This is a genomic window from Guptibacillus spartinae (assembly GCF_028610625.1).
GTDB lineage: Bacteria > Bacillota > Bacilli > Bacillales > Guptibacillaceae > Guptibacillus > Guptibacillus spartinae.
In genome coordinates this window covers 114,518-129,739 of sequence record NZ_JAQQWU010000003.1, presented here as the reverse complement: position 1 = coordinate 129,739, position 15,222 = coordinate 114,518, and the positions used below count along the sequence as shown (strand labels likewise).

Sequence of the window (15,222 nt, the reverse complement as noted above, 5' to 3'; positions counted from 1 at the left end):
CGCACCTCCTATTCAAAGATCATTCTTAATAAAGAACATCTTGTGCTGAAGAATTAACCTGACAACAGAGGTTGCGACACTACTTTATGATTAGCCAGTTGCAACAATCTATTCTTTAACGCTTCTTTCTCCATATCAGAAAAAGTCTCGATCAGCTCTTCGATTTCTTCTAAGTACAGCTCGGACGTCTTACCAACATAAATATTTGGATAAACATGATCCGAATGCACTTCTTCTTTATTAAGAAGCTCTTCATATAACTTCTCTCCAGGACGAATGCCGCTATATTCAATCCCGATATCATCAACCGAATGTCCTGATAGTTTAATTAAGTTCTTTGCCAAGTCTACGATTTTAACTGGCTCGCCCATATCTAATACAAAAATTTCTCCACCTTCAGCCAGTGAACCTGCTTGAATGACAAGTCGGGATGCTTCAGGGATTGTCATAAAGAATCGGATCATATCGGGATGAGTAACTGTTATTGGACCACCTTTTTGAATTTGGTTCTTAAACAACGGAATGACACTTCCACGACTTCCTAGAACATTCCCAAACCTTACTGCAACGAATTTAGTAGTACTCTTTCGATCAAGATTTTGTACAACCATTTCTGACAAGCGCTTTGTAGCTCCCATAACACTTGTTGGATTAACGGCTTTATCAGAGGAGATCATCACAAACGTTTTAACCCCACTCCAACTAGCTGCATTGGCAGCATTCAAGGTTCCAATTAAATTATTCTTTACAGCTTCCTCAGGGTTCCTTTCCATTAACGGTACGTGTTTGTGAGCTGCCGCGTGATAAACAACATCAGGCTGGTAGAGTCCCATCACAGTGACCATTTTCCCTGCATCTTGCACATCAGCAATTTCAGTAACAAACTCAATGTCCGTATTTTGAAAGACTTCTTTTAATTCTAATTCAATAGCATAGATGCTGTTTTCGCCATGTCCTAAAAGAATGAGTGTTTTTGGATGAAAAAGTGAGATCTGCCTACAAATTTCTGACCCTATTGATCCACCAGCTCCAGTCACTAGAACAGTTTTGTTTGTGATCGAGTTTGAAATGATGTCGATGTCTAATTTAACTGGCTCTCGTCCAAGTAAATCTTCAACTTTCACATCTCTAAATTGATTAACTGCAACTTTGCCAGTCATAAGGTCTTCAAGCATTGGAAGTATTTGCGTTTTCGCCTCCGTTTTAGCGCACTCTTGAAAAATTCTCTGTAGTTCTTTTTTACTTAAGGATGGAATCGCGATAATAATATTCTGAACATCATAGTCTTTTACTTTCTTTTCAATTAAATTGATTCCACCTAGCACGGGGATCCCATAAACATCAAGACTCTGTTTCCGTCGATCATCGTCAATAAATCCGATTGGCGAAAGATCAGAATCATTGTTTTTCAGTAATTGTCTTGCTACCATCGTTCCAGCTGAGCCAGCTCCAACGATAAGAGTATTTCGTTTGCTATTCGGTTTGTTCATTACTGTGTCACGGTACATTCGCCAACAAAAGCGTGACCCTCCTATGAATAGTAAATGAAGAATCCATGTAGTCATCAACAGTCTAAATGAGATCTCCTTTAGAATAAATTGTTGAAATATAGCAGCGATTAGAATAGAAAAGGTAACCGTTTGAAGGATAACGACTAACTCTCCTATACTTGCGTATTCCCAAACTTTCTTATATAAGTTAAAGCGAAATGAAAATAAATGATGACTGATTAAGATAACAGCTGAACTTAAAATAACTGAGAAGGTGATTACATGGATCGTTGCACCAACTAGAAATTGACTAAAGAAGATGGCAGTTAAAACGATACATGAATCAATAAAAATGAAAAAAGGCAACCTTTGTCGGTAGGTCATGTCTTTCCTCCCCTCACTACTTTATTAAATTCTTTTTTTTCAATTGAAACAGCAATGAGTCTATCCTCTTTAACCTGTTCGCCTTCTTAATCGATTTAAAATAAGCTTCCGTTAGTTTCACAAGCATTGCCCCTTAAAGAATAAAGTTCTAAGTATGAGGTTCTCCAAAACCTCATACTTAGAACTTTATTAAGAACACTAAATTAAATATAAAAATGGGCATCTAACCCATCCTCACACCACACCATCGACGACTAGCGTCTAAGGTTCGTAAACCCACAGTGTGACCGAGTGCCTTCATTGATAATGGCAAGAAGGCATCGCCAGATTTTATGTTATAATTAAATTCTTAATAAAGAACATCAACATATACTTATTTCTTATTGATGATTGCCCCCATAAGGTTAGCGTGCGCCAATTCTAATACTCTTCTTGCTTTTGCAGCATTCTCAAGATCTGTTTTGCCTCTATTTAAAACGAGAATAATACCATCACATATATTAGCAAGCATTCTTGTTTCAGTGGATGTTAAAACTGAAGGCGAGTCTACTAAAACAAAATCATATTTTTCTCTAGCCTTCATTAGTAACTCTCTCATCATCTCGTTTCCAAGTAACTCCGCAGGATTACTTGCACGGTGACCACTTGTAAGAATCTCTAATCTTCCTATTTCAGAATGATGAACGGCATCTTGAAAACTTTTTTTATAAGTTAGCACATCTGTTAAACCAACTTCATTTGAAACTTTAAATATTTGATCGACAGTTGGAGAGCGAAGGTTGGCATCAATTAAAAGCACTTTTTCTTTTTGTTGCGCTAATGAAACAGCCAGGTTAGCTGTCATCGTTGATTTACCTTCTCCAACACCAGGAGAAGTAATAAGGAAAACGCGTTCCTCATTCTCTTTTGCTAAGAAACGCATATTCGTTCGAATGGTACGAAATTGGTCTGAAATAATGGAATTTGAGTGAGAAAGAGTTATTAAATTTCGTTTCTTTAAAGTAGCTCGTCCCTTTTTACTTGAGATCAACTGACTCACTCCTTACCTCGTAGCTTCTCGCTTTTCTTTTTTTTGAGACAAATTTCTTTTTATTCATATTAGAAACATTTCCAATGACAGGGACACCAAGGATTGCTTCTATATCGCTTTCACGTCTTACTGTGCCATCCAAAGAATCCAACAAGAAGATGAAACCAACTCCAGCAACTAATCCGAATACTGCAGCAGCCAATACGACTTTATTTTGTGATTCGTTAATAGGATATGGATTTACTTTGGCCTCAGATAGCAATTGTACTTCTTTAAAATCAAGAAGTTTTACAACTTCGCTTTTGTATGTTTTAGCAGTTGCATTAGCAATGGCAACAGCTGCTTCAGGATTTGTATCAATAACTGAGATTCGAACCACTCGAGATTCATCCACTTGTTCAACGGTAATTCGGTTTGCCATTCCTTCTGCAGTGGTTTCTAACTTTAATTCCTTTATAACTTTCTCCATAATAATAGGGTCCTTAATCATGACCATTAATGTCTTCATATCCTGATTTTCAGTATCTACGATTATTCTTGTAGAAGTCTCATATAGAGGTACGTATGTGTATTGACTGTAAAAGTATCCTCCCGCAGTCGTAAGAATTGCTAGAACAATAACAATCCAAAATCGAGATTTAATAACGGCAAAATATTCTTTTAGATTAATTTCTTTTTCTGGAGAACTACTACTGTTATTTTCATACTGAAATTTAGACATAAGGCCCACCTTTTTAATAGATTTTAATTTCAAATTCGTATATTCTTTATAATGAACACCCTACTCCAAAGTTCCATTAACCGAGAAAATAACTCTCCAATATATTTTTTCTAACAATTGTGATTATTTACTATTTTAGTTCTATATAAAGAACATGTCAACAGACAAATCGATCATTTACTTAATTACCTTGAACATCTAAACATAGAAAAAGAAGACCCTTGGCTAACCAGGTCTCCTACTCTAGTTATTTGCTTTGTTATTCACCACTATTTTTGTTCCATATAGATACGTTAAAACTAAAAGCAGATTTTATCGAGAATTTTTTTCAGAAAAGAATTTGATGTGTTCGTCACTGTTCTCTGAGCATTGTTAGAGGATTCTATAAGGTTTAATTTATTTCTTACTTCAACATGATCTTGCATCATGTTCTCGATATTAAAAATAACTGGAAGTAAGGAGTTATTTGGCCCTATAAATGGGTCACCTATTTGTTCAACTGAAAGACCATACGAAATTCGTAGAGCACGATAAAACTTTTTCTCAATAAGAGCGATATAGTATTTAGGACGGTATTTACTAGCATGATCATAGAAGATATGCATAAATACATTTAAATACCCCTGGTTTTGATAATCTTGATGGATACAAAGCTTATCAATTTCCCAAATACGCCCTGGATTTGACTTAACTGCATCTAACTCTGAAAATTGATATCTCCCAGAGCCTTCTACTGTCGATTCTGGATTTCCTGGATAGTACGGTATGAATTCAATTGTGCCAATCGTTTTACGGTTGCTTATTTTTCTTGGTGAAATAAGCAGATTATACCTTACTCCATCTTTAGCGTAAGGATCATTTTTCCAGTTATATAATTTACAAAAGTATTCCCATGTTTGTTCAAACTTTTGTTGTTGTTTTGGAGAAGTAACAATTTCAAACATCTTGAAGTCCTCCAGCTTGCAATACTCTATTGCCATTCAAAATATTGGCTACGAAATAGTTTAACTGTCTAATGAACCTGGAAAGTCCGGTTCACAATCGTCATCATTACTCGGTGGATAGTAATGATGAAATTTCATTGTCATTTTGACATCTAAACTTTCTAAAGTTGGTTTTTTCCATTCTTTTTTCAATTTCTTCGCCTCCCTTCAATATTAACAAGTTAGATCTAGGACTTTATAACGAACGATTGTAGTTAAATATTACTATGACTGATTCAATTTAAGCAACTACTATTTTCAAATAAAAAGGTTCCCATTAAGGAAACCTTGAAAACCTCCTAATCCTTTACGATATCCTCCATCACATTCACAAAATTTCCATTCTTACTTTGTAACAATTCATTCGCTCCCCCCGCATCCACTTTCAACAACACCATCAGCACCGCCACCCTGGCATCCCCTTTCGCCTGTTCACTATAACGCGCGGCTTCCCCCTCACTAACTCCCGTCAACTCCTGAATAATCGAAATCGTGCGCTTCCGCAGCTTTTCATTCGACGCTTGAACATTGACCATCAAATTCCGATAGACTTTACCGAGCTTAACCATGGAAGCAGTCGTAATCATATTTAACACCATCTTCTGCGCCGTTCCCGCTTTTAAGCGCGTGGATCCTGTTACCACTTCTGGTCCGACCGGTAATTCAATCGCGTATGTAACGAATTTTGATAGCGGAGCATTCGTATTGCAGGAAATCCCTGCCGACTTTACCCCCATTTCATTCGCCGCTTCCATCGCACCCAGCACATAAGGCGTTCTTCCACTTGATGCAAGACCAATCACCATGTCACGTTCACTCACATGTTTCCGCAAATCTTCAGCACCAAGTTCCCGACGGTCTTCCGCTCCTTCAATGGGATAACGAAGCGCCCGGTCCCCTCCTGCGATAACGCCATTTACAAGATCCGCTGCTACTCCAAAAGTAGGCGGGCACTCAGAGGCATCTAATACACCAAGACGACCGCTCGTCCCCGCACCGAAATAAAAGAGTTTCCCGCCATTTCTGATTACAGTCACAACCTCATTGATCACCTTCTCAATTTGGGGGAGAGCGGCTTTCACAACGCCAGCCACACTCGCATCTTCTTCATTCATAAGCTCAATAATCTCTAACGTTGAAAACTGATGAAGATTCTCTGATTTCGCATTTCTCATTTCCGTTTTTGCTTTTTTTTCATCACTCATTTGCATCTCTCCCCGCTAGCCGCTCATCACATGATAAGACGACTGTAGATTTGCTTTTCGTTCTTCCGTGATCGGCTCTCCATTCCTAATCAGCGCGCAAATACAAGCCCCTACTGCTGGGGATAAGGTTGGAAAAAATACATTGATGCCATTTTTCCTCACTTCCTCAAGAAACCCCTTCCGGAAAAAAGGCGACTCCATCAACCCTCCACAAACCACAAGCCTTCCACTCCGAACCTCAATGGCCTCAATTAATTCGTTCAATTTCTGAAAAGCTTGCTGAACGAGATCCATAGCTGTTGGATTTTCCTTCTCCGCAAGGGTGATCACCACCTCAGCTACCGAAGCGATTTTCATACGCGCATAGGGAGCCTCATAAATCGCCGTAATCATCTCGGGGGCACTTTTTAACGTTAACAAGGACAGGACTTCTCTACAAAAAGCTTCATCGACGTTCGCCCTCCCGTCATGCATCATCGCAACAGTTCGAAGCGCATGCTGTCCAATCTCATAACCGCTTCCTTCATCACCAAACAAATAGCCCCAGCCACCTACTCGCCTTGAACCTCTAACATCTAAGGAATAAGCAATCGATCCCGTTCCTGCGATCAAAACCGTTCCTTCCATGGAATAGGTTCCGCTTGCCATCGCCCCGTACGCATCATTTTGAACCTCAAGTCCTCCTGTAAATCCTGGCAGGACCTCCATCAACCAATGCTTCCAGCGCAGCTGATCTTCTTCACGATCGCCACCCGCAGTTGAAACAAATACCCCGCTAAGCTCGCCCTCTTTTACCCCAGACATTAATTCCGAAATCACCTGATGAATTGCCGTTCGCACTTCTTCTTCTGGGCGCGACTTGATATTCGTCGACCCCGCAACACTTTTTGATAGGATGACCCCATCCTGATTACAAATCAGGCCGACTGTCTTCGTGCCACCGCCGTCTATACCCATATATACTTTTTTATTTGATGGCACCTTGTGTCAGCCCCTCCATAAATTGTTTCGAAGCGATGAAGAAAAGCACGATCATTGGCAAGGAGGCTAGCGTCAATCCTGCAAAAAGCGCTCCCCAATCTGCAGAGTATTCTCCGAATAAGGAAAGCATGCCCACGGGAATCGTTTTTTTCAGATCATCTGTAATAAAAATAAGCGGGAAAAAGAAGTCGTTCCAAGACTGGATAAACTGAATGATCATGACGGTTCCGAGCGCAGGACGCATGAGAGGAAGCACGACATTCCATAGAATACGCAGGTTTCCAGCTCCATCAATTCGTGCCGCTTCTTCAAGTTCTCGCGGCATTGTTCGGAAGAAACCGGTTAAGATCAAAATCGAGAGTGGGATCCCCGTCGCCACATACATAAAAATCAGCGACCATAAGGAGTTTAATAGGTTCAAATCTTTCATTAAAATAAACAAAGGCACGATCCCTAGTTTGATTGGAAGCATCATCCCCATGAGAAAGAAAAAGAAAATGATGTTATTCCAAACAAACGTAAAACGTGCGATATAGAAAGCGGCAAGTGATGATGTGATCAGTATCAACAGAACCGAAATCACGCTCACAAACACGCTATTCATAAAATACGTCGTAAACGGAATCATCTCAAGTAAGTTCCGATACGTATCAAGGTTGAACGTCTTAGGTAGTGAGAGGGGGCTTGTGAAGATCTCCGCACTCGTTTTAAAAGACGAGAGAATCATTAAGAGAATGGGATAAATGCTGATCGTTGCGATCAGAAAAGCAAATACATAGTAAAACGGTCTCGTCCAGATCGTATGGTTCATCAGTTCGCCTCCTTACATGTCCACTTGTTTTTTCTGCATGTAGCGTAAATAAAGTGCGGTAAAGAATGAGATAAAGAGAAAGAGCACAACCGCAAGTGCTGATCCTAATCCGACAGCTGTCGTTGAGCCTCCTGCAGATCCGCCAAATGCAAGGCGATAAAAGTAAATTGCAAGCGTATCCGTCGAATGATAAGGTTCTCCTTGCGATCCCTGCATCGCGTAGACAAGTTCGAACGCTTCGAACGATTGAATAAACGTAAGCACCGTCATGATCATAAAGGAAGGAACCATTAACGGAAGAACAATTTTTCGAATCATCGAAAGGCCATCTGCCCCGTCGAGCTTCCCTGCTTCAAACAGTTCCTTTGGTATCGATTGAAGACCCGCAAGAAAAATGAGCACGCCGAATCCGATGCCATACCAGCAGTTGACGAGAATAATGGAAATAAGCGCTGTATCTGGATCACCGAGCCACGCTTTTTGAAGCTGCTCCAACCCTAGCTTCTCAAGAATGACATTTAGAGCCCCGTAGTTTGGATTTAAAATCAGCTTCCATAAAAATCCGACAACGATCACGGATAAAAGCCTTGGCAGGAAATAAGCAATTTTAAGAAACTCTGATCCTTTTACCTTTTTATAAATAATATAAGCCAGAATAAAAGCAAGACCGTTCTGGAAGATCATCTGTAGCACAAAATAAAGAATGTTGTGGCCAAAAGCTCCCCAGAACAGTCCTGAAAACGGCTCGAGTGTAAAGAGATCTTTGAAGTTCTTTAACCCAACAAATTCGCCGCGCACAATCCCTTTCCAATCAAAGAAACTGTACGTTAGCGCTGCGAATAATGGATAAACGATGAAAAGCCCATAAATCAATAGGGCAGGAATAGGAAAAAGGTGGATGGTCCACCTTTTCCAATTCCTCTCCTTCTTCATTTTGACAACTGAATTTGGATTCGTAGCTGGTTTCATATTCTCCGCCCCTTATTTCTGTAGTGGCTCATACCAGGACTGTGCGCTTTCTTGAACGGCCTTCGCTACTTCTTCCGGCGTACGTTCACCAAGGTACATGCCTTGAAGCTCCGTTTCAATTGTCGCTTTCGTAGATGGGTTACCGCCTGCAAAGTGAACGAGCATCAAGTAAGGTGTCGACTGCTCTTCTGCAGCTTTTCCGAGCGCATTCACAAGCTCATCCTCCGACTCAATTCCTGGAATCGCGCTAATCATCTTAAATTCTTCTGTGAACAACGTGCCAAACTCTTCCGTAGTCATGAATTGAAGGAATTTCTTCGCAGCATCTTTGTGCTCAGAGCTTGCATTGACCGCATAAGAACCATCCACCCATGTTGTAATTGTCGGTTCTTTTCCAACGGCAGATGGCATCGGGAAGAAACCAAGGTCAAGATCAGGATTCATTTCTCGTAACACTTCAATTTCCCAGCTTCCAAGCGGGAACATCGCCGCGTCCCCTGTAAAGAACATTGTACGGATATCTTCCATACCAAGCCCCTCGTAGTTTTCAGGGAAAAACTGTTTTAGCTCATCCATTGCCTCAATCGAGCTTTGAAATTCATCGCTTGTAAAATCGGTCTCGCCCGCTGTAATTTGATCAACAAATTCATTGCCACCATACTGAGCAGGGCCAATGATGCCATGTGATAATGATAGGAGCCAGCCTTCTTTTGTCCCTAGTGCGATTGGTGTCACGCCTTCTTTCTTAATTTTTTCATTTAAAGCGATAAACTCATCCCACGTTTTGGGTTCTTCAAGACCCATCTCTTCAAACATCTTCTTGTTATAAAACATTTGCGTCGTACTCATATTAAGCGGCACACCGTACTGCTTATCATCCGATCCTTTTGAAGCGGCAAGCGTTTCTTCTGGATATTGATCGAGTCCTTCTAGATCATCAAGCGGCTCAAGATATCCTGCATCCGCAAGCTCGATCCCGGGCGTATAAGGACGAAGGTGAATAATATCAGGTCCTTCCCCGCTTTTCAGTGCTGTGTTCAAAAGCGTGTTATATTCCGTGTTTTTTGAAGGCTTGAATTCAACGTTAATGTCCGGGTTTTCTTCATTAAATTTGTCGATGATTTTTTGATAGCTTGCTTTATCTTCTGTTCGCCAGCTTCCAATCGTTAGCGTCACGCTGTCTTCACCAGCTTCAGAATCCCCTGAATTCCCCCCGCTTTCTGAGCTACATGCCGATAAGACTAAAATAAACGCCAAGAACCCCGTTAAAGTAAACGCTTTCATTTTGTTCATCATTTTTCCCCCTTGTTTAGTTAGTAAAATAAGCGTGAATCATGGAATGAAGATGAGGCCGAATGTGCTTCATGTTGTGTTTTCTCCCATACTGAACGACGTTTGTTAAAAAGGTGACGATCAGTTCTTCGTGCGGATCAATCCATAAACTCGTTCCCGTAAAACCTGTGTGGCCGAAGCTTCCTTCTGACCACCCCCCTCCACATGATAAAGTAGTGCCTTTTCCGCTCCACACTTCAAATCCAAGGCCACGGTTTTCAGCTACGTGATTTCGTGCTTTTCTCATGAGCGCTTGTGTGAGCACCGCTTGCTTTTCAGGGTAAAGAAAATAAGAGCCAAATTTCCCAACATCATTCGCAGTAGAAAAGAGCCCAGCACTGCCGCTGCCGCCTAGATGGAACGCCTTTTCGTCGTGCACTTCTCCTTGCAAATAACGGTCTTTCGCCCACTCTGTGGAAGAAATTTTTAACGGTTGATCTGGATGAAAATTGGTTTGTGTTAACCCCCACGGATGATAGAGCGTTCTTTCTGCAAAAGTGGAAAGCGGAAGATCAGTCACTTTTTCAATGACGCCCCCTAGTAAAATCATTCCAAGATCGCTATATTTCACGATTGTGCCTGGTTCATGAATAAGGGAAGCATTCACGACTTCGTTCCACACATCACGCTGGTCATCACGTTGAACGGATGGCACAAGATCGGCTGCTAGTCCTGTCGTATGGGTAAGCGCCTGACGTATCGTAATCTCTGGGTGTAAAAACTCTGGGATGTAGGTATGAATGGTATGGTCAAGTTCAACAGAAGTGTTGTCAACAAGCCACAAAATCGACGGAAGGGTTGCCATCACTTTGGTTAAAGAAGCAAGGTCAAATCGCGTTGTGGTTTTCATGGTGTGGGGGTGATGGTTCGAATCGATAAAGCCACCGTATGCGCGATGGAAAACGGTGCTCCCTTTGTGTTGAACGTGAAGAACAGCGCCAGGGAGCTCCTTTTTGTCAATAAGGTTGTGAAGATATGCGTCAATTTCAATCATGTTTTTTCGCAACCTCTACCGCTTTTCGGGTGCGTTCAAGCGCCGCTACGCTTTCTTCGTAGTTTCGACTCGTCATGCCTACGTATAAAATATCAATCACGTTAAGCTGAGAAATACGGGAGCTCATCGCACCACTTCGAATGCTTTTCTCAAGCGAGCTCGTGAAAAGCTTAATATCAGCAAGATCGGATACCGGATTCGTGCCATATTTCGTTAACGAAATGACGGTGGCGCCGTTATCCTTTGCGATTTTAAGCGACTCAATAATGTCGTTCGTCTGACCTGAGTAGGAGATACCGAAAACCACATCTTGCTTCTCGAGATTCGCGCTAATCGTACCTTGCGTATCATAATCAACGGCTGCTTCACACCAGCGGTTGATTCGGGAAAGCTTTTGCTTGAAGTCCTGTGCAATTAAGCCAGAAGCTCCGATTCCAAATAGCGCAATCTTGCGTGCGTGACTAAGTGCGGCGATCGCTTTCTCTACTTCTTCTTTTGAAAGAACCGAGATCGTATCATTGATCGATTGAATGTTGTTATTTGATACGTTTTCAATAAACGAATCAACTGTACCGTCAATCGAAATTTCTTGATACGACTTACTCGTTTGCTTTGTCGCAAGATCACCTGCAATACGAAGCTTTAGTTCTTGAAATCCTTTGTAATTCAGCGTACGAGCAAGGCGAATAATGGTCGCTTCACTGACCTCTGTTCGTTTCGAGAGCTTTTGAATGGAAAGATTAATGACCTCTTCTGGATAATGAATGATATATTCCGCTACTTTTCGTTCTGAAGGTTTTAATGAAGTGATTGATTCCTGAAGACTGATCAGGCCACCGTTCATAACTAGCCCACCTTTATCTTATAAATTTCCAATCATTTCATTTTAGCATATCCTCTCCACCTAGCTTGGCACAACCGTCGATTCAATCGCTTTCCTTAAATGACCATCATACTTTTCTAACGTAGCGTGAACACTTTCTCCGGTTAATCCTGTTAACAATGAAAGAATAGCCGCCTTCGTCGACCCGTAAGTTTCTAACGATTTCTCCGCTTCTTCCACTGGTACACCTGCAATTTCAGCGACAATGTTCTTTCCGCGCTGCACAAGTTTTCGGTTCGTTGGCACAACATCGACCATTAGATTGCTGTATACTTTTCCTATTTTTATCATGGAAGCCGTTGTCAGCATGTTTAACACTAGCTTTTGAGCCGTTCCTGCTTTCAATCTTGTTGAGCCTGTCACCACTTCTGGCCCTACATTTGCGACAATGCTGTAATGAGCGACTTCCTCCATTTTCGAATGCGGACTACAAGTAACCGCACCAACCGTGGCTCCTACCGTTTTTGCGTACGCCATAGCCGCCACTGTATAAGGCGTTCTTCCACTTGCCGCGATGCCAACAATGACATCATTTGTCGTCAGGCTCAGCCTTTTCATATCCTCTACGGCCTGATCTTCATCATCTTCTGCTCCTTCAAGAGCATATTGTAGCGCCTGATCTCCTCCGGCAATAACCCCGATCACTTGTTCAGACGGAGTGCCGAATGTAGGTGGACATTCTGAAGCATCAAGCACACCAAGCCTTCCACTCGTTCCAGCACCTACGTAAATTAAGCGACCGTCTTGTTGAAAAGCTTCAACAATCTGATCAACGAGCTGTTCAATGACAGGGAGCGATGCTTTAACGGCTTCTGGTATTACATGATCTTCTTCATTGATTACGTGAAGAATTTCATACGTTGTCATCTGATCAATCTCAAGTGTTTGTTGATTTCTTCGCTCTGTCTGGATGTTCGTTAAATTCATTTCACTAATTCCTTTCATGAGTCGCATCATTTTTCAATCGTAAGTCAAAGGGCTGTGACGCCCCGATCCATTGTAAAAGTGGCAAATCACTCTGAGTCACATTTCCTATCACATTCACTCGATCGTCTGCTGGTAGAGTTCGTTTTGTTAGCTGGATTTCTCCAGCATAGCGACCATAGTTCACATTATCAATCGTCACGGCCCCGCTTTTCCGTTCTACGGATGGCAATGGGTCCGGACGATCTTGAAAGCGCCGGGAAGCAACTGATCGAATCACATCGCGCGCAGGATCAGGGCGATTTTCATGTCGCCCCGCGACATGGAATCTTTCAAACTGATGATCGGGATTTTCCACATCAAGTGGAATGATCCCCTCAGAAAGTAGCGAAAGCTTTTCCATCTGTTCATCGCTAAGTGAAATATCCCCAACGAGTACATGATCCACTTTGTACCGGTAAAGCAGTTCAGCACAGGCAACGTGTGGGGGCAAGCTCCGGTGCTTTTCAAGCGTTGGCAGGCCTGAATAAATAGGTCCTCTAAACTGGTTATCTCCTGGAATAAATGCCATTGTTTGAATGCCATATTCGAGAAACATTGTATTTCGTTCTGCGAAGAAAGTTTCTTCAAGACCCGTTTCTGGGCGCGGATAATAGTTGTGCCACGCTTCAAGATTGCTAGTGTTTACCCCCATCTCGCTCCATCGCTCAATTTCCTCTTTTGTTACAATGCTCGCATTTAGCCCCACCTTCATCTTTTGAGATAGCGAAACGATCAAATCATCCGTATACCCATAGTCAGGACGAATCCCAGTCAGGCCCCATTCTATTAGCTCTTCATAGTTTTCAATTCCTAAAAAAGAGATAGACTGTGGCGAAATATCCGCCACCAGTTCCAACTCATATTTTCTTGCCAAACGACCAAGCTCTTTTAATCGCATTTGATAGATGGAGTGATCATCTTCTGGAATATGTAAGGAAGTGAAAAGTAGCTTCATTCCAAAGGACTGTGCTTTTTTTAACTTCCCTTCCATATCACAATCACTTCCAAGATAGATCGATAATCCGAGCACGTCGGTACCTCCCTCTATGCTGCAGTAGACTTTGATGCACCTTTATCAATCGCCACCGTCATTTCTTCCTTAAATCCGAAGAGATACGTAAAGATAAAGCCAAAGAAGTACGCAACGACTAGTGAAATAATGTAATAAAGAATTTGATTTGAATTTACTAGGAAAATGAGCGGTAAGCCTGATACGCCTATCGCGATGGTAGCAACTTTAAAGAATGCCGCAAAAGCGCCTCCGATCGCTGCCCCGAGACACGCTGTGACGAATGGGCGACCGAGGGGTAATGTTACACCGAAGATCAACGGCTCCCCAATACCTAAAATTCCAACGGGTAATCCTGCTTTAATCACTTTTCGTAGCTTCTTATTTTTCGTTTTAAAATAAATGGCGAAAGCTGCCCCAACTTGACCGGCGCCTCCCATTGCTAGAATTGGAAGCAGTGGATCGTCACCAATTGTGTTAATTAACTCCATATGAACTGGCGTTAGTCCCTGATGGAGACCCGTTACAACAAGTGGCAAGAACGTTCCCGCAAGAATAAGTCCGGAGAAAATACCACCAGCGTCAATCAATCCTAGCAAACCTTTCGTAATCAAATCTGACACAAATCCGCCGATCGGCTGAAGCACGATTAACGTGGCAAATCCTGTAATTAACACCGAAATCGTTGGCGTTACGATAATATCTAGTGAAGAAGGAACAAAGCGACGGACACGGCGCTCGGTCCAAGCCATGAAAAAGGCAGCAAGCATGACACCGACTAAACCACCGCGACCAGGAACGAGCTGTTCACCGAAGAGCGTAATATCCGCAAGGGCCGGGTTAATAATCAAAATGCCGGCAATCCCACCTAATGCAGGGGTCCCACCGAATTCCTTTGCTGCGTTAATCCCAACGAAAATACCAAGGTAACCAAAGAGTCCCCAACCAATAAAATTAAGAATGGATACAAGTGACGTTTCAGGATCGACACCTGAACGAATGACAATGTTCGTAATTCCAGCGATTAATCCCGATGCAACGATCGCTGGAATGAGCGGAATAAAGATGCTCGCTATTTTTCTTAAGAACAATTTAAAAGGCGTTGCATTCTTTTGCTTCAGATCTGATTTCGTTTGAGCTGCGAGTCCTTCAAAGATATCCTCATCGTCATCCAAATCCTCTGCTTCTACGCCACTCATCTTAGAAACTTCTTCTGCTACCTTCGTCACGATTCCCGGTCCTAAAATGACCTGGATCGTTTCGGCCTCCACCACACCGAGTACCCCGTCAATTTCTTTTAACTGGTCGAGTTCTACTTTTAACGAATCAATTGGCGTTACGCGAAGTCTCGTCATACAACTGGTTAATGATTGAATATTCGATGGTCCACCGAGAAGAGGTAAAATTTCACTAGCTAAGCGTTCTTCTTTTCTCACAAGCTTTCCCCATTTCTTCTGATGATTT

The 15,222-nt window shown here is 42.0% G+C and carries 15 protein-coding genes; all 15 read right to left on the bottom strand.

The genetic code is table 11. The annotated features are described in order from the left end of the window. Positions 1 to 53 precede the first annotated feature (53 nt). The gene (locus PQ511_RS07340; protein ID WP_273851255.1) at positions 54 to 1,874 is read right to left on the bottom strand and encodes a polysaccharide biosynthesis protein; all 1,821 of its coding nucleotides are present in this window, start codon (positions 1,872 to 1,874) and stop codon (positions 54 to 56) included. A gap of 373 nt (positions 1,875 to 2,247) precedes the next feature. Then, a complete protein-coding gene (locus tag PQ511_RS07335) occupies positions 2,248 to 2,913 on the bottom strand; it encodes a CpsD/CapB family tyrosine-protein kinase (RefSeq protein ID WP_273851254.1) in 666 nt (221 codons plus the stop codon). Then, the gene (locus tag PQ511_RS07330; protein WP_273851253.1) at positions 2,891 to 3,625 is read right to left on the bottom strand and encodes a YveK family protein; all 735 of its coding nucleotides are present in this window, start codon (positions 3,623 to 3,625) and stop codon (positions 2,891 to 2,893) included. The genes PQ511_RS07335 and PQ511_RS07330 overlap by 23 nt, the downstream gene beginning before the upstream one ends. Positions 3,626 to 3,924: 299 nt before the next feature. Then, entirely contained in the window at positions 3,925 to 4,569 is a 645-nt protein-coding gene (locus PQ511_RS07325) for a hypothetical protein (protein ID WP_273851252.1), read from the bottom strand. A 60-nt stretch (positions 4,570 to 4,629) separates the two neighbouring features. After that, positions 4,630 to 4,761, bottom strand: coding sequence for a paeninodin family lasso peptide (locus PQ511_RS07320; protein WP_273851251.1), 132 nt, complete (start codon positions 4,759 to 4,761; stop codon positions 4,630 to 4,632). A 146-nt stretch (positions 4,762 to 4,907) separates the two neighbouring features. After that, positions 4,908 to 5,813 carry an N-acetylmuramic acid 6-phosphate etherase gene (gene murQ, locus PQ511_RS07315; RefSeq protein ID WP_273851250.1) on the bottom strand — a complete coding sequence of 302 codons (906 nt, stop codon included), beginning with the start codon at positions 5,811 to 5,813 and terminating at the stop codon, positions 4,908 to 4,910. Between the two features lie 15 nt (positions 5,814 to 5,828). Then, entirely contained in the window at positions 5,829 to 6,794 is a 966-nt protein-coding gene (locus tag PQ511_RS07310; protein ID WP_273851249.1) for an N-acetylglucosamine kinase, read from the bottom strand. Beyond that, complete coding sequence (locus tag PQ511_RS07305; protein ID WP_273851248.1) at positions 6,781 to 7,605, bottom strand: carbohydrate ABC transporter permease; 825 nt, start codon at positions 7,603 to 7,605, stop codon at positions 6,781 to 6,783. Before PQ511_RS07305 ends, PQ511_RS07310 begins: the two co-directional genes overlap by 14 nt. 12 nt (positions 7,606 to 7,617) lie before the next feature. Next, positions 7,618 to 8,574, bottom strand: coding sequence for a carbohydrate ABC transporter permease (locus tag PQ511_RS07300; RefSeq protein WP_273851247.1), 957 nt, complete (start codon positions 8,572 to 8,574; stop codon positions 7,618 to 7,620). A gap of 12 nt (positions 8,575 to 8,586) precedes the next feature. Further along, entirely contained in the window at positions 8,587 to 9,858 is a 1,272-nt protein-coding gene (locus PQ511_RS07295; protein WP_420541672.1) for an ABC transporter substrate-binding protein, read from the bottom strand. Between the two features lie 25 nt (positions 9,859 to 9,883). Continuing rightward, on the bottom strand, positions 9,884 to 10,900 hold the full coding sequence (locus PQ511_RS07290; protein WP_273851245.1) for a serine hydrolase domain-containing protein: 1,017 nt from the start codon (positions 10,898 to 10,900) through the stop codon (positions 9,884 to 9,886). Beyond that, a complete protein-coding gene (locus tag PQ511_RS07285) occupies positions 10,893 to 11,744 on the bottom strand; it encodes a MurR/RpiR family transcriptional regulator (RefSeq protein WP_273851244.1) in 852 nt (283 codons plus the stop codon). The genes PQ511_RS07290 and PQ511_RS07285 overlap by 8 nt, the downstream gene beginning before the upstream one ends. 60 nt (positions 11,745 to 11,804) lie before the next feature. Further along, positions 11,805 to 12,710: an N-acetylmuramic acid 6-phosphate etherase gene (murQ, locus tag PQ511_RS07280; protein ID WP_273851243.1), complete on the bottom strand. Its 906-nt coding sequence runs from the start codon at positions 12,708 to 12,710 to the stop codon at positions 11,805 to 11,807. Between the two features lie 4 nt (positions 12,711 to 12,714). After that, a complete protein-coding gene (locus tag PQ511_RS07275) occupies positions 12,715 to 13,779 on the bottom strand; it encodes a DUF871 domain-containing protein (protein WP_273851242.1) in 1,065 nt (354 codons plus the stop codon). Between the two features lie 14 nt (positions 13,780 to 13,793). Beyond that, positions 13,794 to 15,194, bottom strand: a complete 1,401-nt coding sequence (locus PQ511_RS07270) for a PTS transporter subunit EIIC (protein WP_273851241.1) — start codon at positions 15,192 to 15,194, stop codon at positions 13,794 to 13,796. Positions 15,195 to 15,222: the final 28 nt, after the last annotated feature.